Origin of the sequence: Bradyrhizobium sp. CW1, assembly GCF_023100665.1 — a bacterium.
GTDB classification, from domain to species: domain Bacteria; phylum Pseudomonadota; class Alphaproteobacteria; order Rhizobiales; family Xanthobacteraceae; genus Bradyrhizobium; species Bradyrhizobium canariense_D.
The window spans coordinates 2,283,595-2,306,066 of sequence record NZ_CP064684.1; the positions used below are offsets into that span (position 1 = coordinate 2,283,595).

The window sequence follows — 22,472 nt, forward strand, 5'->3', positions numbered from 1 at the left end:
AGATCCTCGCCCGCACCGATGGCGTGCCCCTATTCGTGGAGGAACTGACCAAGACGGTGCTCGAAACCGGGCTATTAAATGAACAGGACGATCACTACGTCCTCAACCGTCCTCTCCCCCCGATGGCGATTCCAACGAGTTTGCACGCATCGCTGATGGCAAGGCTCGATCGATTGGCTCCAGTGAGGGAGGTGGCTCAGATCGGCGCTGTGGTGGGTCGCGAGTTCTCCTACGAACTGCTGAGCACCGTAGCCGGGTTGTCAAAAGAGAGACTTGAGGAGGCGCTTGCTCAGTTGGTTCGCTCGGAGTTGATATTCTGCCGGGGCGAGATACCGCAGGCAATCTATACCTTCAAGCACGCGCTTGTGCGGGACGCTGCCTACTCGGGACTCCTGAAGAGCCGACGCGCAGCGCTGCATGCTGCGATCGCGGGTGCCTTCGAGCAACGGTTCCCGGACCTTGTGGAGACTCAACCCGAAACTCTTGCGCATCATCTGACAGAGGCCGGCCTGTTTCAAAAGGCGGAGGCATATTGGCTGCAGGCAGGCAAGAAGGCCGCCATGCGCTCGGCCAACCTTGAAGCCATCGCACACTTGCAGCGGGGTATCGAGGCCTCGGGCCATCTGCCAGAAGGCGCCGGAAAGGATAAGCTGGAACTTGCCTTCCACTTCGCCCTTGGGCCCTGCCTGATCGCTACGCAAGGGCCAGCCTCGAACAAGGCGATGGCAACCTTTGCCCGCGCGCGCGAGCTGTGCGAGCGCCTGGGAGACCCTCCCGAGCAACTCCAGGTGATGTTCTGGTTGACCACTGCGTGTCAATCGGCGTTCAAATTTGACCCCGTATCGGCGTCCAATTTTGACCCCTTCGAGCGGCGGGTTTTGGCGGTAGCGCTCGCACCGTCGGAGCTGGTCGGGGTTGCGGAGACGGTGCGAGCGCGGGTTGCGTGATCGTCGTCGCGGCTTTTGAAGCGCCAGCTGTCGTTGCCGGTCTCGACGATGTCGCAATGGTGGGTCAGGCGATCTAGAAGCGCGGTGGTCATTTTGGCGTCGCCGAAGACGCTGGGCCATTCACCGAACGCGAGATTGGTGGTGACGACGATGGACGTGCGCTCGTAGAGCCGGCTGACGAGGTGGAACAGGAGCTGGCCGCCGGATTGGGCGAACGGTAGATAACCGAGTTCGTCGAGGACGATGAAGTCCATCCGGGTCAAATGCTCGGCAATCCGACCTTGCCGTCCATTGCGGGTCTCGATCTCCAGACGGTTGACGAGGTCGACCACGTTGTAGAAGCGGCCGCGGGCACCGGATCGGATGCAGCTTCTGGCGATTGCGATGGCCATATGTGTTTTGCCGGTGCCGGTACCGCCGATCAGCACGGCGTTACGTTGCTGGGCGATGAAGCCGCCGCCGGCGAGATCATTGACCAGCGTCTGGTTGATGGGTGTGCCTTCGAACTGGAAGTCCTCGAGATCCTTGGCCAGCGGCAGCTTGGCGATGGTGAGCTGGTACTTAATCGAGCGGGCCTGCTTCTCGTTGATCTCGGCGTTGAGCAGGTCGCCGACAATGCGCTGGGGTTCGTGCTGGCGTTTGACAGCGGTCGCCATGATCTCGTCGAAGGCAGCCTTCATGCCGTAGAGTTTGAGCTCGCCCATGAGGTCGAAGAGTTGAGTACGTTCCATCAGATGGTTCTCCTGAGGTTGTCGTAACGGGCACAGTCGGCGATCGGGGCGTGGCGCAATGTCAGTGCGGCCGGGGTGAGAATGTTGGCTGGCGGCGCAGGATCACGCTGGCGGGCCAGGATGTTGAGCACGACATCGGCGGAATGAACGCCGTGAGCGATCGCCTCGGCGCAGGCTGCTTCGACGGCCGGCAAGCCGTCGGTCAGAACCGCGTTGAGGATATCGACCATCTGCCGGTTGCCATCGTCGGCACTGGTAAGCTTACGCCGCACACGTTCGATCGCAGCCGGAAGCACCCAGTCCTTGAAGGGAGCGCCGTTGCGCAAGGCACCGGGTTTGCGAGCCAGTACCGGCACGTAATGCCAGGGATCATAGGTCGTCTCGCCGCGGCCGAACGAGCGAGCATGCTCGGCAACGATGCGTCCGTCCTGACGGATCACAATGCGGTCGGCGTAGGCGTGAACCTCGACAGGCCGCCCGACAGCGTTGGCCGTGACCGAGTATTTATTGTTGTCGAACCGCACCAGACAGGTCGTCGAGACCGATGCCGGCACCGCGTGGAATCCGTCGAACCGGCCGGCATAGGGAACGAGCTTCGGCCGCTCGGCTTCGAACACCTCCCAGACCGTCTGTTCGGCCAGTTCTGGATGCCGGTGCGCCTTGGCGTAGGCGATGCACTTGTCCAGCAGCCACGCGTTCAACTCGTCGAGGGTTTTGAACCGCAGCCGCGGCGTGAAGAAGCGCTCCCGGACAAGCCCAACCTGGTTCTCGACCTGGCCCTTCTCCCAACCCGACGCTGGCGTGCAGGCAACCGGATCGACCAGGTAGTGGCTGCACATCTGCATGAAGCGGCGATTGTAGAGACGCCCTTTGCCGACGAAGATCGTCTCCACCGCCGTCTTCATGTTGTCGTAGATGCCGCGCACGCAGGTGCCCTTGAACAGGGCGAACGCCCGGTCGTGGGCGTCGAACACCATCTCCTGTGTCTCGCGCGGATAGCAACGCACGAACAGCATCCGGCTGTGGCAGAGCCGGACATGGGCGGCCTTCACCATCACCGTCACGCCATTGAGCAGGACGACCTCGTGGCTCCAGTCAAACTGGTAAGCTTCTCCGGGCGCAAAGCTAAGCGGGACGTAGGCAGCGGCCGTGGATTGTCCGCGCTCCTTGCTCCATCGCCTGGCGTAGCGCCGCACGGCGTCGTAACCGCCGTCATAGCCGCGCTCACGCAGCTCCTCGAACATCCGGATCAATGTCAGTTGCTCGCGAGCGGACTTGCCCGCGTTCCCTGACAACAACCCGTCGAGTTCTGCTGCCCATCGTCCCAGCTTCGGCCGCGGCTGGACAACACGCTCGTACTCGAATGAGGTCTCTCCCGATCTCAGCACCTTCCGGACTGTGTTCCGCGACACCTTCAGGTCACGGGCGATCTCCTTGATCGTCTTGCCCTTGATGAAGTGCTCGCGCCGTATCCGGGCGATTGTCTCCACGATCAGCATCCCCGACCACCTGCTTCATGACGAAGCAGGCAGCGCAACAGACCAACCTGTAGGGGGTCAATTTTGGACGCCGATCCCCCGGCTTAGGGGGTCAATATTGCAGGCCGAATGACAAAAATGCGAGGGGTACGCGGATATGTCAGTTGGCCGAGGTTTGCATCCAGCCTAGGCCAATGCTACGGGTTTACCAGCGTCCCCTCGTCGGAAACGCGCCACGCTGCCAAGCCGAAACATAGCGTTAGCATCAAGTTGGCCAGCAAGAGCAGGACCGAGGCAAAGTGGCTCACACGCGCCTCGGGAACAGAACGTCCCTCCAGTCCGGAGACAGGTGGATGATTCGAAAAATGCAGCTGTGCTGACCTGGTTGTAGTTTGTAAAAATGCTGGATCAACAGCTTCGAACGGGGAGCGCATCCATCGAGCGGTTCGTGGGGAGCCGGGGACTTCGCGCCGCGCTGATCGTAGCTAAGAGGCACGGCAGGAGTTATGATCTGTTCCTTCTCGCTCGGGTCATTCGCTTCGAAGGAGTCTGGCGTGATAAAAATCTTACAAGGAATGCTCCTCGCGACCACGGTTCTGGCTGCTGCTAGTGGGGCGCACGCAGCGGGTGGCTGTGGCGAGGGCTGTCATAGGACAACCGGTGGCGCATGTGTCGTCGACGGCTGGGGCACGGGAGCCAAGGTTCGGAACGAATGCCCGGCGACCGCTCGCCCCCGTCCACCCTGCGGCGGCGGGGATTTCATCTGGGACCGCACCAAACAGGCATGCTTCCAAAATAACCGCACCTGGTTCTGATCTCGCGCCCCATTCAGGCGGGCTCTACACAGCGCAATCTGATCTCAGTGCGATGGCCTCAGAGCGGGTGACAACGAGTTCAGACGGGAACAGCTTGGCCCTTATCTCGGCCAGTGCGTTGCTTCATGGCCCGCTGTCGGCGCCGGCGCTGACGGGCTCGGTTCACGTGCTTCGGATCAGGTGCGGACCTCCAGGCACGGGAGCCGGATAGGGCTGGACTGCTATGATGGTTGTGCGGCCCTGCCGCTGGCTTACAGCTCAACTGCGGACTAGCCGTCTTGGCAGGGAATACCGAAGTTGTCACAAGCGAGAGCGAATGACTCTTTTGCTTTTGTATCCTCGAAGCAAAAGCGAGTGCCGACCTCTGCCTGATCGATCCACCAATCGACGTTACTGCCTTTTGCGATGCGGGAGGCTTCGTCGCGTAACAGGTCCAGTTGTCTTCCCGCAGCACGAACAATCAGGCAATTTTTCTCTTTGGGCATAATACCTTCTCCAATGGCACAGGACGCGAAGTCATTGGTACTAAGAGCCGTGATCACGAAGGCCGCAGCAGGGGGACTGCTGCTGCGGCCCGCGCGGTCAAAAATTCCGGGTCAAAAACGACTAGGTGAAATATGCAGCCAGCCCCGGTGCGATGATCGTACCGCAGCATCTCTGGCTCGCAATATGATCAGTTTCACAATCGGCAGAAGGCTTAACGTGCATCAGTGCCCCGGCTCTCAGGTCCATGGGGATCGGGAACATTCGGCAATCTGGGTGCGTTCGCCTCCAGCTCCGGGCGATGTCTCGGAGCGGACGCGTAGAACTTCCGGCCTCAGGAATCATCTGCCTGGGGCCGCTTTTTCCAGGACCGTCTTGGCGCCCAGTTTGATTTAGCGGTCGCCTATGTCAATTTGGCAGATGAAAGGGTGGCGGTCGGAAGCTATCCGGGATATGTTGGCAGCGGAAGCTGGCGCACTGAGAGACGACCCCGGCTTGGGGGCTTGAGGGTTGATGCCGGGGCCGCTCCGCCAGCTCGAAGAAGAGAGCTAACAAAACCTGCAATTTTTCCTCTGCGCGTTCGTTCCTCCAACGAGCGCTCGATCTCGCAAACTGCGGCGGCTTGCCGGTGCTAAAATCCGGTCTGACCTGAGCCCCTCGGTTGCCGCATCCGGCGCATACACAACGCGCCTCGATATCAGACAGGCGAACATCGTCCGACCAGCGAGCGGCGCTGAGTGCAACGTTGTGGCCGGAGTGGCAGCAGACCAGGACACCGCGTAGGCCCATCTCGCGCATCTCGCCGAAGGTGATCTTGAGCGCTCGGCCGTTGGCGTGTGGCGTCTAGCAGGAGGGGACATGCCACCATCAAAGCGGAAGTACCTCGCAACCTATTGAATGCTCCGACGTAGCCGCCCTAACCGGGCCGCTTTTTCGTTGTGTCGGCTCGGTTTGACCCGACGGGGGGCACTTCCCCATCTAGCCATTCCTGCTCCTCGGCTAAAGCTCGCCACGCCTCTTCCATGCGCCGGTACCGCTTGTAAGCCGGACTATTCTTAGATGGTTCCCCTTCAGCGAGCGTTGCGCAGTTGTCTGCGTTCTCTTTGTAAATCTCTGATGGCTTCATCATCGGCCTCCTGCGTAATGCTTAGGAGAGGAGTCTGAAAGAAATGTGGTTTCGCCCGTCCCAGTTCGAGACGTGAAAGTAACCGGCTAGAAAGCTTCAGCCGTTGTAAAGGCATCGCATTGGGGGATCACAAGGTTCTACCCCGACTGTCAGGACGGCCGGGCTGTGAAGGACGAACACGGGGAGGAAGACCCGAGCGCCGCAGAAGTAAAGCATGAGTCGTTTCTGGTGGTCGCAACGAACTGCTCCGCGAAGGAGCGCTAGCGCTTCGATTTACTCTTGCTCTTCTTCGCGGTCTTCTTAGACGCAGAATTCTTGGTCGCCTTCTGTGGTGCGGCTTTCTTTGCAGCCTCCTTGGGTGGCGTTTTAGCCGGCTTCTTGGCAGACTTCTTCGCCGCGGATACGGTCTTCTTTGTACGAGCAGCTGCGACCCGTCTGTTAGCTCTCATAGGGGCAGGAACGCGCTTCTTCTTCCGAGTGATGATCGGCGGCGGAACAGCGGCAGCATCGGTCGCTTCAGGAATGTAGACTTGCTCGTTGGTCACTCCGGCAACCGCTTCTGGATCGGGCTTCATAGCATCCGCGGCTGCAGTCGAGGCGGTGTCCACGATCGCTTTTACAGTGTCTGAAATTCGTTCGACTATTGATTTTTTAGCCATGGGAGGCTCCCTGAGTCGGGGCAGGATATCTCATTTTTGCGTCGGGAGGGATTGGTGCCGTTCTGGCATCTCCGAGGATTCATTCGAAAGAGGGAAGCGGGATTTAGCGCCCGTTCTATCAAATGATACACCAGCTAGTTATTGCCGGAAGCAAGATGGCAACGGCGCGCTGCTTCGGTGGCACGTCGGGCGGCCCCGGCGCGTCCGGCGCCAGCCCCGGGACGACCGGGGTCGTTCCCCGTGCGCAGCGCGGACCAAAAATTGTGGCTGGTCGACGATCGAATGCCGGATGCGCGGCAAATTCGTACGGCCATTACCTCAGCGGCATCTCCGCTTCGCACGGCCGAAACTAGGCTCAAGGCCGCAACGAAGACGGACCCGGCATAGATAAAGAGGCAGATCAAGAACGCCGCCACAATGCTCACGAGCCATCTTATGGACCGGCAAATCAGGGTGGAAAGGGCATTATTCCAAGATGCGATCGGCAAGGACCTTTGACGCCTCTTGCGCGGCTGTCACCATGGATCGATCTGTTCGTCAAGGTCGCGCTTGGAGCGGCTCAGGGGGAAGCCCATCATCCATCGGGGAATGGCTCAAGCAAGGTCCGATCGATTTGGTTGTCGTTGTCAGGAGGGCTGAGAGCTCCTGCGTTCCAGCTTGGTGGCGTGAGGCGGCGGAATGGGACAGAGAGGGCGCTCGGTTTGCGACTTCGAAGGCGGCGCGAAGTAGGGCGTGTGAAGCGAAATGGGGGCACACCGCGGGCGTGACGCTCTGCTTCGTCGACCAGACCTCGAAGATCTTCCAATTCTGAGAGCTGAGAAGTGAGTTCGCTAAGTTGTTCGACGTAAAGGATTGCGCGAGAGCCTCGCATAAATGTCCTCCCCAGCACAAAAAAGGCACTATCAGGACGGCGTCAGAGCAAAAGATCGCGAGTAGTAAAAGTAAAAGACTACCACAGGTAAAATAGCTGACTGATTCGTCAGGCTCACTGCGTCAGGGTGTCGCGCTTGAGCCGCGGTCCGGTCGTTGGGCCGTCCGCCGGCCGGCACGAGCTGCTCGGTCCGAACGACCGGGATTTCGTTGCCCGTCGTCGTACTGATCGCTTGCGATCTGCTCGATGGTCTACCGATGCCTTTTGACCGTGCCGGCAATATCATTCGGATCGGCGCGGTCGGCGGCGGCACGTTCGCGCAAGGCTGTCCATTCGACCCTGCAACCAATACGGTCCTCGGCGCCGAACATCGTGAATAGAGCTTCAGGCGCCCCTCAGCGAAATCGCCGGATGGGTCAGGGGTAGGGGTATTTCGAACTCCGGACTCGGGGCCGCGAGATGCCAAGTATCGACTCCGCCCGTCGATCCTATTTTGCTCTTTCAGGGGATAGCCGGCCAAGGTTGTGGCGCCATCTCTCAGGAGAATGCGATACAATCGAAGCGGGAATCAGCTCAACTAGGTCCGACGGAATATTGCGATGACCAGAACTTTTCCTGCCGTCGGCCTATTTGCTGGACCGACGTTGGCGCAAGAAGGGCGACTGCCTTTCTGTGCCGAGCAACAGTCGTAGAAGCTCCTGCAGCTCCACTGATTGCTGCACGAGGCATCGGTGAGCGGCGAAGATCCGCTCACCGTGCTTCCGGGGTGCTTCCGGCGCGAATTTTGCGGAGAGCACGATGGAGGTAAGTGTTTGAATTAGCTGGTGCTGCCAGACAGGATTGAACTATGATCACAATCCTGCTTTTCATTGATTTTATTGATGTTTTCGGTCCGGCGATCTGTTTTTGTGTGGCACTCTTGCGTGGCGCCGTAGCACTGAAATTAGCTTAGAGCAGCCGCGATTGCATCACCTTTATTCACGTCGAATGTGACATGAGCAGTCTCGGCGCGAAGGTCGATCTCAGGACACCTGATGGCCCTCCCGCTGCATCGAACCCGCGCGGCTGCCTAGGGAAGTTAGTGGCTTCCATCGACTATCAGATCGGCAGGCCAAACTGCGGCTCTGCCAAGCCCTCCCCTTGCAGCGAGGAGAGTGAGACGTCCAACAGCCGGACCAGCCTGGGAAGCGGCATCGCGTTTTGAAGCAGTGCGATGGACAGCGCTCGAGGTCGTCTCTGCTCGAGACCACCACGGAGACAGACCGCTGCGGGTGATGATCCCGAAGTCCTTGAACTTTATCTTCAGCGTGTCCGTCCGGCCCGGTGCGCCCTTGTCCTCGCAGTGGGGCTTAGACTGATCCCGGATACGCAATCAGCGGGCCCGTACTCGCCGAACAGGCCGAAAGGCTTGCCACGGAAGCCTCCGCAGGATCATATTCGAAGTTCTCCTGAGTTAGCCAGCGCGTCGAATCCCTTCAGCTAAATTCTCTGCACGGCTCCTGCGTCTCGAACCCGATGCCGCGCTCCATTCCCGCCTGTCCGGGTTGCAAGAAGCCGAAAGTTGCAATTGCAACGCGCCCTCGACGTGGCGCTGCTTCAAATGCGAATCCGCCGGCTGATTCCGCTCTGTGCCTCCGGCATCGCACCCTCTCCCCCGGCGTTCCTGGAGAGTGCTGCTTTCAGCATATTCTCAATTCTCATTTTCGATTTCTTCGAGGGGCACTGCTGGCACTCTTGATTCCCGGCCGAGTTCGTGGAGCGGGTGAGAGTGATCTCATCACAAACGGCCTTTGAGGTGGCTGCTGGCGCCGGTGCCTCAGGCCTCGCCCGGTCCGGAGAAGATCGATGGCGGTGGCGTTGTGCGCGGCCCCGGGAGCGGCCGCTCGCTTGCTCCGGACCGGGACGCCGGCTTGCCCTTCGCATCGTATCGCTTGGCGAGATCCAGCAACCGACGGCGGGTGAACGGATCGGCCTTCGGGGCGATGGCGCGGACCCGCTGCGCGAGACCCTGGTAGAATTCCTGCTCCATGACGCACCTCGCAACATCACTGCTCTCAGTTGAGTAGGCTACGGTTGCGAAGTCAAGAAGAGCCGACGCACCCGCGCAACTTTCTGCGACCGACTTGAGATCGCAGTGGCGAAGGACGTTGATGGGCAGCGCGGGGAATCAGATGGCAGTGTCCTATCCATTCCGGAAGGCTTGCCCGGCCGGCCGATAACGGCTGCTTCCGATGAAACCGTGAAGGGGAGGCTGCGGTTCAGCGGATTAGACTCGCACTGAAAATGCAAGCGCCATTTCAGAACTGGCCTGGCTTCAAACAGATACGTCTCGCGTAAGTCGTTGCGCATGCAACCCCGAAATTATTGGACGAATGATGGCGAATATTTATGTCTCGCGATTCCGCAGAGGATTTGAGCATTCCGGCATCTGGAAAACGATCAACTTCGGGAGGAGAAGGACGGCACCCATCCGAAGGCCGGCAAATGAATAGCCTCGATCCGATTTCAGTCATGTTTGTTCGTCAAGAATTCTTCGTACTTTCTCCGCCAGACCGCGAAAGGTAAATGGCTTGCTCAACAAGTTGACCCCCGCATCAAGTCGACCGTTGTGGACTATCGCATTCCGTGTGTAGCCCGTCGTGAACAGCACCTTGATCATTGGATGCAACCTTCTAGCCCGATCTGCGATGTTACGTCCGTGAAGGCCATCCGGGAGCACGACGTCGGTGAAGAGAAGATCGATGGTGCGAGATGATTCAAGGAAAGCAATCGCTGATGCCGCGTCGGCTGCTTCGAAAACTTGATATCCGAGATCGCGGAGCACACCGGATGAATACGCGCGCAAATCGTCATGATCTTCCACAACGAGGATGGCCTCATTCCCCCGTAACATTGTTGCTGTCGGAATACTGCGATCTTCCTGCTTGTCGGGTTCAGTCTTGGACCGAGGAAGATAGAGTTTGACCGTCGTGCCATGCCCCGGTTCGCTATAAATCCTAATGTGGCCACCCGTCTGTCGCACGAACCCGTAAACTTGACTTAGCCCCAGCCCAGTTCCTTTGCCGACCTCCTTAGTCGTGAAGAACGGCTCGAACACGCGATCCAGGGTTGCCTTATCCATTCCGGTTCCAGTGTCGGTGACAGCAACCAAAACGTATTGGCCGGGAGGCACGGGTTCTGGGAGCGCGGCAACATACTCATCATCCAGCCAGGTGTTGCCGGTCTCGATTGTAAGTCGTCCGCCGCCGGGCATTGCATCCCGCGCGTAACCGCCAGATTGAGGATGCCATGTTCTAGTTCCGATGCGTCAGCAAAGGCGCTCCACAAACCGGCATTGCCAACTATCTCGATCCTGATTTGCTCTCCTAAAGTGCTCTTGAGCAGTTCGCTCATTCCCCCGAGCAAGCGATCTACATCAATGGACTTTGGATCCAGCGGTTGGCGACGTGAAAAAGCTAGCAAGCGGGCGGTGAGTGTGGCCGCGCGCTGGGATGCATGATGCGCCATCGCCTGCGCTCGCATGATGCGCCCAAACTGTGGCGCATCGGACATGCTTGCGATCTGCCGTCCGATCGTATCAAGACCACCCATGATCACCGTAAGCAGGTTGTTAAAGTCGTGTGCAACACCGCCGGTAAGCTGACCGATGGCCTCAAGCTTTTGAGCTTGGCGCAGCGCTGCTTCGGCCTCCGTTCGACGCGCGATTTCTTCCGCTACACGCTGTTCCAGCGTCGCATTGAGTTGCTGTAGCTTTAAGGACGTAGCGGACACATCTTTACGCGCACCATCGAGTGCTCTCGCAAGATGCGTTGCGTGAGTAGCCGCCTCCGTGGCAGAACTTGCGCGCGCTAGGGCCATATGAACCCGCGCTTCAGTCTTTAGTAGTTCAATTAAAAGCGGAAGGCTCGATTCGATATCATTCCAAGGGATAGACAAGTTCCTGCCGACAAATACCAGGATTGCCGCAGGGGTCGAACGAGCGACCGCGGGAACGAGCGTGTTAGCGTCGGGAAATGCTACCTCTCCGAAGAACTCACAGCAGCTTGATGCTTGCTTCAAAAACGCTCGCCAAGACGGGCCGCCAGGCAGGCGCTGGTCAAATCCCTGAGCTGGCGTAAAACTCCCCGTTTCTTCATCCTTCAAGAAAATGAGGAAAGCATCGCCTCCCATAAACTTGGCTAATCGCGCGGCAGCTTCTCGCCTCCCGTTGGCGTTGGCAAAACCACTTAAAAGATGAGCCCCGTCATCCTTCAAGTGACCTACTCGGGAAATACGCAAACGACTGCAGTGCAGTTGTGAAAGCCACTGAACTGCCCCTCCGCTCGGGCGATTTGACCGTGGGTGTTACACCCCGTCAACGGCACTTCCGAAAATCGTTCTTGCAGGCTTGAGAGTTCCAACCCGAACTCGTCTCCCATACGGAGGCGAGTAGCGACGCAATCAAAGAAAAGGGCCGCCGCTGGGGGGCCGCCTAATGCATCCAAAGCAGCATTTGCAGCCTGCTTCGCGGCAGAAACTGCGGATGCCGTGCTAGTCTTCATAATTCTTACAACTGAACCAACGGGGACCTCAGCGGCGCACACAACTGCGCCTTCCTCATCCACAGCCAGAGGAACACGCAAGCGATGTTCAGCTCCGCTATCAACCCCAATAATATTGTGCAGGAAGAATGGTAACGGTTCTTTCCGATCCAAGTTCTGATGAGTCTCTTCCGCGTGTTCTACGAATGCTTCGATCGCTGGAAACCCATCAAGGCTTATCACTTTCATGCCGTCGCTCGCCGTGACGCGATAGGCTCGGGACGCAGGTTTCCAGCCGTGACTAACACCCACGCCGATCGGCTTCGAGGAGAGAATCTCCAATGCCACCGCGGCGTCGGACAAAACTTCTTCTCCACAAAATACAGTGGTCTTTTGAAATTGAGCGTTGTCCCCCGCTCCTCCACCAAAAAACTGATACTGACCGGCTGTAGCTAACGTCAACTGATCTACTAAAATATCAGCATGCCCAGCTAGAGCATCAGCTAGAACGAGAGCAGCCCGAAACGGAAATCGTCCGGGCGGTGTTGGTGTAAACCTCGAAACTATCTCCTGGGCTGCCGCAGTGGCATCCATCGCGAGGTTACGTCCAACACTATGTGAGAAGACCACATCGTCGCCCACCAACCCCAGTGCACACGCCAAGCCTTGACCACTGCTCACATTCGTAAACTCGCCGGCAGATGAAGCTCCAACAACGATGGTATCGGGCAGCTCCTTTTTTATGGCAGAAAGTATCGCTCCGTGGTCATGCTGAGGAGCTGCAAATAACACCAAGGCAGCAGGCGGTGTGCTTAGGGATCTTCGTATTTCGGTGGCCAGAAATTCGCCTGCAGTCGAGCTATCGCTCGAATCCGTCGAGACTACCGACGCTTTCATTGTTTCCCCCACTTAGACAACAGCAGTAAACAACCTCCGAAAGGATAAGTTCCAAGTAGCTCGAAAATATCAAGGGGCCTCGAGGCGGCAAAGTGACGTAAACCTTTTGGGGCTTTTACTCTGCAATCTGCCAATTCTCACCGTCGGTAATCAAAGGTTTAAAGCGAAGTTGGTTCGGGGTGTCGTAACGCTTTAGTCGGGACGCTTTCCTTCTGGCGACCCAAAGCGGACAGCTATCCGCGATCGAGCCGTGGTCGGCTGGACCTTTTTTCGGAGCGGCGGCCTGATGCGAATGTCTGCTGTCGGGCCGACGAGAAGTGGTCAACCGAACGGCCGACCGACGCGATTGACCCTGGCTGTGTGAAAAGCCACGAGTCGGCTACTATTCCTCCGCTTCCTGATTGGAGGATACGGATGGGACGCTTCGTTGAAGGCGCGGACAGATCCCAGCTGACGCTCTTACCGGACTGCCTGGAGGATTGGGTAAGCGAGGACAACGCGGTCCATGTGATCGATGCGTTCGTCGAGGCGCTCGACCTGCATGGACTGGGGTTTGAGCGTGTGATCGCCAAGGAGACGGGTCGGCCCTCCTATCATCCGGCAGTTCTTCTGAGGCTTTACATCTACGGTTATCTCAATCGGGTGCAATCCAGTCGCCGCCTGGAACGTGAGGCTTGCCGCAATATCGAGGTGATGTGGCTGATCGGGCGCCTGGCTCCCGATCACAAGACAATCGCGGACTTTCGGAAGGACAATGGCGTGGCGATCCGGAAGGTTTGCGCGAAGTTCGTTGCCCTATGCCGGCAAATGGGCCTGTTGCAGACCCCAAGCGTCGCCATCGACGGCAGCAAGTTCAAGGCGGTGAACAACCGAGACCGCAACTTCACGCATGCCAAGATGGCGAGGCGGATGGCGCAGATCGAGGAAAGCGTCGGTCGATATCTGCGTCAACTCGATAGTGCCGATCGCCAGGAGCCATCGGAAGCGATCAGCATCAAGACGACGAGGATCAAGGAAAAGATCACTCGGCTGAAGCAGGAGATGAGCCGCCTCGAAGTGCTTGATGCGCAGATGCGCAACGCACCGGATCAACAGATATCGCTCACCGATCCGGATGCCCGTTCTATGGCCACCAGTGGACGCGGATCGGGCGTCGTCGGCTACAATGTCCAGGTCGCGGTGGACACCGAACACCATCTGATCGTTACGCATGAGGTCGTAAACGTCGGCAACGACCGTGGGCAGCTTGCTCGGATGTCGAAGCAAGCCAAAGAAGTGCTCGAAGCGGACAAACTCGAGGCAGTCGCCGACCGTGGCTACTTCGATGGAGAAGAGATATTAGCCTGCGAACAGGCTGGCGTTACAGTCACCTTGCCCAAGCCCATGACGTCGAACGCCAAGGCGGAGGGCCGGTTCGGCAAACAGGACTTCGCCTACCTGCCCGATGAGGACGTCTACCGCTGCCCATCCGGCCAGCTGCTGCCCCATCACTACACCAACATCGAGCACGGAATGACGCTGCGCCGTTACTGGTCGACAGCAGCGTGCCAGGGCTGCGCGATCAAGAGCCAATGCACGCCGTCAAAGGAGCGCCGCATAACGCGCTGGGAGCATGAGTATGTGATCGAGGAGGTTCAGAGACGGCTGGATTCCAATCCCGACGCCATGCGGACGCGGCGCGAGACGGTCGAGCATCCCTTCGGCACGATCAAAGCCCGTATGGGTGCGACACACTTCCTGATGAAGCGCCTACGGAATGTAGCCGCTGAGATGGCCTTGCACGTCCTGGCCTATAACCTCACTCGGGTGATGAACATCGTCGGCAAACCGAGCCTGATTGCAGCTATCCGAGCGACCTGAAGGCGGGAAGTGCGTCCAAAAGCGACGCCGCGCGTCCCAATAACCACCTCAGCCGGTTACATAGACGATCCGACGCGAAAACATCGGCGGCCTGCAACGATTGTCGACCACGGCCGCCTTTGAGCTGTGTTTCCACACAACCAAGACCCGAAGCGGACATCGCGAATCCTGCAAGTGCTGCTCCTGTCGCCTTTCCGAGTATGATTTTGGAGGTTACAATGACTCATTATTATCGTGCCTCGGAGCGGAAATGAAGTAGCGCCCCTTCATGGCTCTTGATGGCCGTGCAGCTTCTTGATGGCCGTGCAGCTGATGGCGGTGCGGGTCCATGAATGTGATCGGCGCAGCCATGGGAGCGCCCCGGAAAACGCCAATCAGCCGGACGCGACGAAGGCGTCGGCGGCTCTCAGAGGATCAGATCGTGTTGGAAGGGTAGCTGTCCGCCCTTGCCAGCAGCCTCCCCGTCGAAACGCCAACCCTCCGGCGCCTCATCGGCCGGATGGGGCCATGCGGCCGCGGCGGAATCGTACTCCGGATTGAGCGCGGCGACGGGTACCGAGGAAGTGACCGCCGGGGGCGTCGAGCTGGCATGCTGCTGTTCCGCACCCGCCTCGAAATGGAACGCGGGCTCGGCCCGGTTGTCAAAGCCTTGGTCGTCGGCGCCCTGAATGACCACGGTCACGATCTGCGGCGTGCCGTCGATCGTGGTCACGGTGAAGGTGTCGGTCAGCGCGTCACAAGACCTCAAGGCCTGGACCGCGGGATTGTCGGGGTTGAGGACATATGTCCACGTGCCGCAGGTCGTCATCGTGAAACTGCCGTAGCCGTGGTCGCTCGCCTGCGGACATGTCGTGGCCGTGAAGGTGTCGTCGGGATTGTCGACGTCCCGCTCGGACAAGGTGCCGCTGGCGCTTGGCGGGGGTTCGCAGGAATTGCTTGGCTCGGTCACGCGTCCGCAAATATCGCCGCAGACGACCGCGGCGTCGTTGGCGCCCTCGATGGTGACCGTCACCGTCTGTGCCGTACCGTCCGCGGCCCTCACGGTGAAATCGTCAGTCAGCGATTGACCTGCGTTCAGCGCCTGCACCGCGCAGTTGCCGTTGTCGAGCGCGAAGGTCCAGTGCCCATCCGCGGTCATGGTGAAGCTGCCGTAACCGTGGTCGCTCGGCTCCGGACATTTGACGGGATCGAACGCGTTCGACGGGCCGTCGACGTCGGTGGCGGTCAAAAGGCCGCACGCGGTTGGGACGCCCTGCGCGGAATTGTCGGCTCCGCCTGCTTCGACCACGCGACCATGCGTGTCCCCGGAGATGACGGCCGGATCGTCGGCGCCTTGGATGGTCATCGTGACGACCTGCGGCGTGCCGCCGATGGTGGTCACGGTGAAGGTGTCTGTCAGGGTCTGGCCCGCCGTTAGCGCCAGCACCGCGGCGCTGGCGGAATCCAGCGCATAGGTCCAGTGCCCGTCGGACGTCATCGTAAAGCTGCCATAGCCTTTGTCGCTGGCATGCGGAGAACTCACCGCCGTAAACGTGTTGGCCGGATCGTCGACATCGGTGTCGGCGAGTTTGCCGGTCGCGGTTGGGACGTGGTGCGCCATGGCCGCCGCCGCGATTGCGGCGGCAGTCATGGCGATCGTGGCGACGGATCCGCCGGTCTCGCCGCTTATCGCTGCCGCGTCGTCGGTGCCGGCGATGTCGATCGTGAAGGTTTGGCTTGCCGAGGCAAAGTCGTCGGACGCCGTGATCGTGAAGCTGTCGGCGTTCGGCGCCTTCAACGCGTTGATAGCGTCGTTGTTCGGTACGTAGGCGTAGGCGCCGGTCCCGCTGTTCAAGTACAGGATTCCGAAGGAGCCGGCCTTCTCGACGTCGTAGCTTGCGCCCGCGACGGTGAAAGCGCCGATCGCGCCGCCCGCGATGCCGAAGGTCGGGGTCGTGCCGGAGCCGAAGCTCGTGGCCGAGAAGCTGCCGCTGCTCGCCGAGAACTCATCGAACGCGACTGTGTCGATCTCGACGGGGCCCGACCCGAGCGTCAGTGTCGGTGGCGAATGGATCAACGGCCCATCCGGCACGAAGCTGGCCGGCACCACCAGCCCGGGAAGGGCATGTTGTGGATTGGGCCCGTCCGGCGCGTGGAAATCGATCGGCTGCAGCGTCTGATCGACCGCTTCGCCCGGAGGCGTGCCGGATCCGGACGGCCCATGGTCCTTCGAGTAGTTGTCGAGCACGTCCTGCTGCCGGCTCTGCAGGTCCTCCATCCGCGAAGCGTTGTTGGCGACCTGCGCGAAGCTGACGGACGATCCGGTCTTGCTGAGGATGACCGTCTGCCCGGGATCGTCCACGATGATGTGGCGCGGCACCGCCTCCTTCGTGATGAGTTCGAAGGTGCCATGCTCGAAGCCCTTGTAGGTGATGGAGGCATCGTCGAACAACGCGAGATCGGGATCGGCGGCCCACGCTTCTTTCAGCGCCGTCAGGATCAACGGGACGAAAGACAGCGCTCCGGCCCATCCGAGTCTCGCGACAACCGCCGACTCTACAGCGCGCCCGCCGCGGACGGACGACGGACTGCGTTGGTTCTGCGCCGGCCAAAGACCGGTGAAGACACGTGCGAGCGACATCTTGAACGCCTCGCATGCTGCCCGCTTCCGCCGAAGCGGCCGGACCCATGGATCGCGTGTGAGTCCACCCGCCGAGGTGTCCGGTTTTGCGCATCAGACTACGCTTTGTCATCCCGAGACCCCTTCACGAAATGTTGACTGAGTGCGCGCAAATGCGCTCTTTTGTTGGCGCTGAGCGGTCGGGACCATCGTCCGTTGCGACTAAAGAGTGGCGGTCGCAACATGCGGTATGGTGCGCCGGGCGCGCTCTGGCATCATTCCGCCGAAGCGGGCACTTCACGGACGGGAGCGACGCATGCACGGACTAAGGACGGTCGCAGGACTTCTCTGCCTTTTGCTCGTTGCAGTGGCGTATCCGCCTGCGCCGCTTCGGGCGCAGGACGTCAAGCCAATCGGCAAGGTCGTGACCGTCGCTGGCAAGGCAGTGATCGAGCATATCGATGCCGCGGTTGTGCAGGCGAGACTGTCCGAGAACGGGGCCAGCGCGAAGGTCGGCGATCCAGTCTATCGGGGCGACGTCGTCAGGACGGGCGCCGACGGGCGCCTCGGTATCAATTTCGCCGACGGCAGCTCCTTCAGCCTGTCGAGTAACGCCAGCATGGAAATGAGCGAGTTCGTCTACGATCCGGACGGCAAGGACAATTCAACCCTGATCAGCCTGACCAGAGGCACCTTCACCTTCGTCGCCGGCAGCGTCGCCAAGACCGGGAGCATGAAGGTGGACACGCCGGTGGCGACGTTGGGGATCCGGGGCACCACGCCCCACATCGAGATTTCGGACGACGGCACGGTCAAGTTCGCCACCCTGATCGAGGAGGGCAAGGATGCGGTCATGAAGCGGAAGGCCGGTCCGACCGTTGCGCCTCCCCGGCAGCGGAGGGCCGACCGCGCTCTCGGCATCTGCCGGGGATGCTGAAGGTCTTCGGGACGGCGCCAGTTATGATCCTGCTGCTGGCCGCCCCCGCGTCGGCGCAGAAGCCGGAAGGTCAATTCCGGAACGTCGAGCTCTGCAACGCCGCTTCGTCCTCCGACCGGAGGATCGAGGCCTGCTCTGCCTTCATCGCAGCCGGCCGTGGCGGGCCACAGGCCTTGGCCATCGCCCACAACAACCGCGGCATCGCCTACGCAGCGAAGGTCGACTACGACCGCGCTGTCGCCGACTTCGAGGCGGCCATAGGCATCGATCCGACCTTCGCCAAGCCCGTCAACAACCGCGGCGCGGCGAGACTGAGGACAGGCGACTACGACGCCGCGATGGAGGATTTCGACCGAGCCATCGCCCTCCAGCCGGCATACCCCGGCGCCTTCGTCAACCGCGCCCAGGCCTGGCTGAAGAAGGGCGATCTCGTACGCGCCGAAAGCGACTACACCGCCGCGACTCGTCTGAACGCCGACATGGAAGTGGCTTGGAGCGGCCTTTGCTGGATCCGGGCGAGCACGGGCGACCCGCAAGGCGCGGTGGAAGCCTGCGACAAGGCGATCGGGTCGGGCGCGCATACGGCTGCGACCTACGATTCCCGCGCGCTCGCCCACCTCAAGGCTGGACGGACCGATGCGGCCATCGCCGACTACGACGCCGCGCTACGCATCGACCCCACGCTCGCCGCCGCGCTGTACGGTCGCGGCCGGGCAAAGATCCGCCGCGGCGAGACGGCTTCGGGAGAAGCCGATGTCGCGGCCGCGAAAGCTGTCCGGGGCGACATCGCCGAGGAATTCGCGCGCTACGGCGTACCGTAGTCCGTCCTCAACGCGTGCCCGTCGGAGAATGCCATCTCTCCCCTACCGAGAGAACCTGAGCTGCAGCAGTCGAGCAGTTTTTTTATTGATTTTTCCCCCAGCGAGCGATACCCGAAAAATGCTAAACGGTTCTGCTTCCTACAAAACCGATAAGCAGACGTACGAAACAGAGCCAGATGGCGAACTCATCAGCTTTCGAGTCAAAACGGGGTCAGTTGATCGACTGATAAGCTTTCATACGAAGCGGAGTCAGCTGGCCAACTGATAAGGTAATACGCAAAACCTTATCAGTGCTCCGCTGGTCCGGAATGTGGACGAGTACGTATCCCGCCTACCCGAGGATCACCGCTCCTCCAAACGGGAATGACCAAGGCGTTGAGGATTCTAAAATTTTCGGTGGGGTGAGGCGCGGTTGACGTGACTAACTACGGTTACAAGCTACAGGATTTGCTCGCCGCTGCGAGACCACCGCGGCACGTCCGGCCGACGAGCGTGCAGGTCGGCGGAAGGCCGGGATGTGAATCGGCATCGAAGCATGCCCCCTCCAATGTGATGTGAATCAGAGACTTATCGTGCCGATCAGCCTCGGGCCACGCCGATTCACACCACGGCTCAAGGCTCAATTCGCGCTTCAATAGTCTTCGCGCGCGAATTCGGAGGTCCCGCGCCGAAGCTCGCCGGCGCAGAACATATCGGCCAGTGACACCGCTAGGGTAACGTAGCCGATCCGGCCACGCCGCGATATCCGCTCAGGCGAATTGAGAATATCGGGAAAGCTGAAAGAAGGACTCCGCTTCGTAGGACGGATCGGTGGCCAGTCGGGCAAGCCTTTGCCCGATGGCAGGCGCGAACTTCGCACCGTGGCCTGAACACGCGGAGCAGACGATTAGGCGGGAATCCGGCCAGCGATCGATGATGAATTCCTCGCCCGCATCGGGCAGGCGGTCGGCGGGCACGGTGTTGGTGTAGAGGCAGACGTCTCGATCGATGATTGGCCCGGCCGCGCCCGGGACAAGGGCCGCCAACGCATCGCCGACCGGGCGGAGTTCGGCCTCGGTGGCCTGCGGACCCCAGTCGTCGGGGCCGACCACGGGCCCGTGGTTGTGAGGCGCCGCTTTGACGCCGCGCTGTTCGAAGTCCGGAAAGCCGTAGACCACGTCGTTCGGACCTCGGTCCAGAATGAAGATCGGGAAACGACCGAGCGCCACAGTGTCAGGGCGGGTCGGCTTGAACCAGCCGACCGCCTGTCGGGTCACGTTGAGCAGCGCGCCCAGTGTCGGGAGTGCGCGACCGAGCCATGGACCCAGCGCCAGAATCGCGCGCTCGGCGAAGAACTCTTCGGTCACCGTGCGGATCGATACGCCGTCGTGGTGCGGCGTGAAGCTCGCGCGTTCCGGAATCACACGGTTGCCGGCGCGTGAGCGCATCAGTCTCATGACGACACCGGTCCGCAGTATCGCGCCACCGTCTTGTACTACGACGTCCCAGTCGTCGGGCAGGGCGAAAGCCGGAAATTCCTTGTTCGCTACGGTCGCGGTCAACATCGGATCAGGGCGCCCTTTCGCGATCGCGGCCGCGCGTGACGACGCCACCATCGCAGAGCCGGGGAGGCCTGCCTCCAAAACAGGGGTTTCCGTCAGAACCGTTTGACGGCTTTCGGCCTGCAGCCGGATCCAACCGGCATGAGCCTCGTCGCTCAGGCTGGTGTAGTTGGGGTTTTCGAAATTGAAGCGACGGAAAATTCGACATGAACCATGTGACGAGCCTCGATCCGAACCGGGTCCGACAGGGTCGAAGCCGAGCGCATCGACGCCGGCATCCAACAATGAGTTGAGCGCTGCTCCGCCCATGAGTCCTAGACCCAGCACGGCGACTTCGCATTTTCGCATGAAGGCCTCGCGAGCGATGCTACGACTCGCCGATCATCCTGATGATTTCGCGGGTTTACAAGGTCTACGGGAGGGCGATTACGTAGCGAAAGGGACCGCGGGGCGACAGCGGGCCAGATCCGAAAGTCTGAATAGGAGCCGCAGTCAACGGCGCCCGTCTCCATAGCTTTAGTTTCGGCCGCAGGAGCAGGTCGGTCGCGGCTTAGCGCGACCATGGCCACGATAACGACGGTTGCGGTTTTATAGCTTGCGGTCTGGCAATTGGCGCCGGCTTTGGCGCCTGGGCAACATTGGCCGACTGCCGTGGACGCGGCAATGGTACTTCCTGCATGACCTGTGGCTTTTCTGGGATTGCGTTCGTACCTTCAGGCATCATCTCCTTTGGTGCTGAGGCGTTCGCCGTGGCGCGGGCGAGTTGCTCCTGGTTTGCGTTGAGGCGATCGGTGAGCGTTTGACTTTCGCGGGCCATCTGGATCTGGATCCCTTTGACATCGTCGATGACACGGCTGTTACGTGCGAGTTCTTCCTGGCCTGTCTTGAGTTGGCGCGCCACATTTTCATTGTCGTGGACCAATTTCTCTTGCGTCACGTTAAGCTGTTCGACTGCTTGCCTCAAGGCAGCGAGATCGCGCGTCATCGACTGCAGCTGCTGCGTCAAGTCGGAAACCAGGGCGATTGCAGACGGCGCCGCGTCTTTCGGCGCCGCAGCATCTCGGGGGCCCCGCGTCAGGGGTGCAGGGTCCGAAGGGGCCCTCATCGCCGGTTGTGCGGAGGACGACCACCACCACCAAGCAGCAAAGGACACAGCCAACAGAGAGCAGACGAAGGCCACGTGGGGCTGTTTCGTCGGTTGATGGTTCGTTGCCGGTGCGCGAGACGTCTCCATGGTCGGCTGGACCGAGGCACCGTCTTCCGCCTTGCGCGTCAGGTGCGAAAGCTCCTCCGCGATCTGCCGTTCCGCGACGCTGTCGTCCCGCGTGGAAGCCATTTGGTGCTCCATGTGAACCCTTGACGATGGTGCTGACTTTCGTTGTTTAGCACAGTTTTAGCCTGTGCGCTCGGGCCCAGCGCTGCGCGCGAAGGCGCCGTCGGCAAATGAGTCCGATCGCCGAAAGTTCGAGGCTGATCGAGGCAGGAAAAAGCGCCTAAACTCCAGAGCGGCGTGTGCTTATGCCGATGTATGACGTCGAATGGCAGGCTCGCGTGTCTTGCAGCGGGCGCACTCAACCTCCAGCCAGGCGAGTCCGCCACTAAGCATTGATCGATCGTCGGGCAGGGCTGCGCAGGGCCCCCGTAGCATTCCATGCGGACGGACCAGGCTTCCGCCTCCGCCCGTCGGCTTCTCGAACGGCCTCCTGGGCGCGCTCGCGGGCTCCTTGCGCATCATCATCGCGCCCATAATCCGGCCGCTCCAGACTACCTCTCCACACTTTTCGCGGAGGATTCCGCAGGTGGCTTGTGAGGCTAACCGTCAGCCGGGAGCCCCACACCTCACTTCGGGTCAAGCGCGACTGAGCCTAGCGGCTCCCGCGATCTAATGTGTCAACGTGGCTCGAACCGTAGAAGTGACAAGCTCCGCGCGGAAAAAACGCAGAGCGCTTTCGCGGAAGGGGGCGAGCTACTGGTCCCTGGTTCTCGCCGCGCCGAGGATATCCACTCCTCCGAACTCTGGGCGCTAAGCTTTCGCGAAGACGTTCATTTTTCGCAAACCGTGGACGGCTCTAGAAATAAGCTACAGTAAGGAACTACGGTAACTCGGCTAAATGGCGATACGTGATGCCACTAGTGGACATCCGCCTGCAAGGATTTGAACTTCTTTGTCCTGCTGGGCTCTTCCGA

General features: G+C 60.4%; 14 protein-coding genes and 2 pseudogenes. 4 read left to right on the plus strand and 12 right to left on the minus strand.

The window, feature by feature from the left end:
* Positions 1-814 precede the first annotated feature (814 nt).
* The 4 genes and pseudogenes from istB to IVB54_RS11065 all read right to left on the minus strand — a co-directional run bounded on the left by istB (position 815) and on the right by IVB54_RS11065 (position 6,239).
* Positions 815-1,678: an IS21-like element helper ATPase IstB gene (gene istB / locus IVB54_RS11045; protein WP_346658833.1), complete on the minus strand. Its 864-nt coding sequence runs from the start codon at positions 1,676-1,678 to the stop codon at positions 815-817.
* Between the two features lie 8 nt (positions 1,679-1,686).
* Positions 1,687-3,177, minus strand: a pseudogene (istA, locus tag IVB54_RS11050) (IS21 family transposase); the annotation flags it as partial.
* Between the two features lie 1,063 nt (positions 3,178-4,240).
* The gene (locus IVB54_RS11055) at positions 4,241-4,456 is read right to left on the minus strand and encodes a hypothetical protein (RefSeq protein ID WP_247294782.1); all 216 of its coding nucleotides are present in this window, start codon (positions 4,454-4,456) and stop codon (positions 4,241-4,243) included.
* Positions 4,457-5,840: 1,384 nt separating this feature from the next.
* Positions 5,841-6,239: a hypothetical protein gene (locus IVB54_RS11065; protein WP_247777210.1), complete on the minus strand. Its 399-nt coding sequence runs from the start codon at positions 6,237-6,239 to the stop codon at positions 5,841-5,843.
* 1,080 nt (positions 6,240-7,319) lie between these two features.
* Between IVB54_RS11065 and IVB54_RS11070 the strand changes: the two genes are divergently transcribed.
* The gene (locus tag IVB54_RS11070; RefSeq protein WP_018460462.1) at positions 7,320-7,490 is read left to right on the plus strand and encodes a hypothetical protein; all 171 of its coding nucleotides are present in this window, start codon (positions 7,320-7,322) and stop codon (positions 7,488-7,490) included.
* Between the two features lie 718 nt (positions 7,491-8,208).
* On the opposite strand, the pseudogene IVB54_RS11075 reads toward IVB54_RS11070, so the two are convergent.
* The 5 genes and pseudogenes from IVB54_RS11075 to IVB54_RS11095 form a co-directional block, all read right to left on the minus strand.
* Positions 8,209-8,455: pseudogene (locus IVB54_RS11075) on the minus strand (DNA polymerase IV); the annotation flags it as partial.
* Positions 8,456-8,926: 471 nt separating this feature from the next.
* The gene (locus tag IVB54_RS11080; RefSeq protein WP_204512002.1) at positions 8,927-9,139 is read right to left on the minus strand and encodes a hypothetical protein; all 213 of its coding nucleotides are present in this window, start codon (positions 9,137-9,139) and stop codon (positions 8,927-8,929) included.
* 480 nt (positions 9,140-9,619) lie between these two features.
* Positions 9,620-10,231, minus strand: coding sequence for a response regulator (locus tag IVB54_RS11085; protein WP_276577066.1), 612 nt, complete (start codon positions 10,229-10,231; stop codon positions 9,620-9,622).
* Positions 10,150-11,364, minus strand: coding sequence for a hypothetical protein (locus IVB54_RS11090; protein ID WP_247777211.1), 1,215 nt, complete (start codon positions 11,362-11,364; stop codon positions 10,150-10,152). Before IVB54_RS11090 ends, IVB54_RS11085 begins: the two co-directional genes overlap by 82 nt.
* Positions 11,365-11,369: 5 nt before the next feature.
* Positions 11,370-12,527: an FIST N-terminal domain-containing protein gene (locus IVB54_RS11095; RefSeq protein WP_247299815.1), complete on the minus strand. Its 1,158-nt coding sequence runs from the start codon at positions 12,525-12,527 to the stop codon at positions 11,370-11,372.
* A gap of 414 nt (positions 12,528-12,941) precedes the next feature.
* On the opposite strand from IVB54_RS11095, the gene IVB54_RS11100 reads away from it, so the two are divergent.
* On the plus strand, positions 12,942-14,387 hold the full coding sequence (locus tag IVB54_RS11100; RefSeq protein WP_085348205.1) for an IS1182 family transposase: 1,446 nt from the start codon (positions 12,942-12,944) through the stop codon (positions 14,385-14,387).
* Positions 14,388-14,793: 406 nt separating this feature from the next.
* Here IVB54_RS11100 and IVB54_RS11105 read toward each other — a convergent pair whose 3' ends face one another.
* On the minus strand, positions 14,794-17,007 hold the full coding sequence (locus IVB54_RS11105; RefSeq protein WP_247299817.1) for a VCBS domain-containing protein: 2,214 nt from the start codon (positions 17,005-17,007) through the stop codon (positions 14,794-14,796).
* A 295-nt stretch (positions 17,008-17,302) separates the two neighbouring features.
* On the opposite strand from IVB54_RS11105, the gene IVB54_RS11110 reads away from it, so the two are divergent.
* Together IVB54_RS11110 and IVB54_RS11115 are read left to right on the plus strand one after the other, a co-directional pair.
* Complete coding sequence (locus IVB54_RS11110) at positions 17,303-17,923, plus strand: FecR family protein (protein WP_026234035.1); 621 nt, start codon at positions 17,303-17,305, stop codon at positions 17,921-17,923.
* 23 nt (positions 17,924-17,946) lie between these two features.
* Entirely contained in the window at positions 17,947-18,744 is a 798-nt protein-coding gene (locus IVB54_RS11115) for a tetratricopeptide repeat protein (protein WP_247777212.1), read from the plus strand.
* A 749-nt stretch (positions 18,745-19,493) separates the two neighbouring features.
* On the opposite strand, the gene IVB54_RS11120 is transcribed toward IVB54_RS11115, so the two are convergent.
* Together IVB54_RS11120 and IVB54_RS11125 are read right to left on the minus strand one after the other, a co-directional pair.
* Positions 19,494-20,633: an FAD-dependent oxidoreductase gene (locus tag IVB54_RS11120; RefSeq protein ID WP_083926610.1), complete on the minus strand. Its 1,140-nt coding sequence runs from the start codon at positions 20,631-20,633 to the stop codon at positions 19,494-19,496.
* A gap of 202 nt (positions 20,634-20,835) precedes the next feature.
* A complete protein-coding gene (locus IVB54_RS11125; RefSeq protein WP_026234034.1) occupies positions 20,836-21,621 on the minus strand; it encodes a hypothetical protein in 786 nt (261 codons plus the stop codon).
* Positions 21,622-22,472: the final 851 nt, after the last annotated feature.

Coding starts and splice junctions, on each gene's coding strand:
- istB (WP_346658833.1), bottom strand. CDS start 1,678: ATGGAACGTACTCAACTCTTCGACCTCATGGGCGAGCTCAAACTCTAC.
- IVB54_RS11065 (WP_247777210.1), bottom strand. CDS start 6,239: ATGGCTAAAAAATCAATAGTCGAACGAATTTCAGACACTGTAAAAGCG.
- IVB54_RS11085 (WP_276577066.1), bottom strand. CDS start 10,231: ATGGATAAGGCAACCCTGGATCGCGTGTTCGAGCCGTTCTTCACGACT.
- IVB54_RS11125 (WP_026234034.1), bottom strand. CDS start 21,621: ATGGCTTCCACGCGGGACGACAGCGTCGCGGAACGGCAGATCGCGGAG.
- IVB54_RS11080 (WP_204512002.1), bottom strand. CDS start 9,139: ATGGAGCAGGAATTCTACCAGGGTCTCGCGCAGCGGGTCCGCGCCATC.
- IVB54_RS11100 (WP_085348205.1), top strand. CDS start 12,942: ATGGGACGCTTCGTTGAAGGCGCGGACAGATCCCAGCTGACGCTCTTA.
- IVB54_RS11105 (WP_247299817.1), bottom strand. CDS start 17,007: ATGTCGCTCGCACGTGTCTTCACCGGTCTTTGGCCGGCGCAGAACCAA.
- IVB54_RS11110 (WP_026234035.1), top strand. CDS start 17,303: ATGCACGGACTAAGGACGGTCGCAGGACTTCTCTGCCTTTTGCTCGTT.
- IVB54_RS11055 (WP_247294782.1), bottom strand. CDS start 4,456: ATGCCCAAAGAGAAAAATTGCCTGATTGTTCGTGCTGCGGGAAGACAA.
- IVB54_RS11115 (WP_247777212.1), top strand. CDS start 17,947: ATGATCCTGCTGCTGGCCGCCCCCGCGTCGGCGCAGAAGCCGGAAGGT.
- IVB54_RS11095 (WP_247299815.1), bottom strand. CDS start 12,527: ATGAAAGCGTCGGTAGTCTCGACGGATTCGAGCGATAGCTCGACTGCA.
- IVB54_RS11120 (WP_083926610.1), bottom strand. CDS start 20,633: ATGCGAAAATGCGAAGTCGCCGTGCTGGGTCTAGGACTCATGGGCGGA.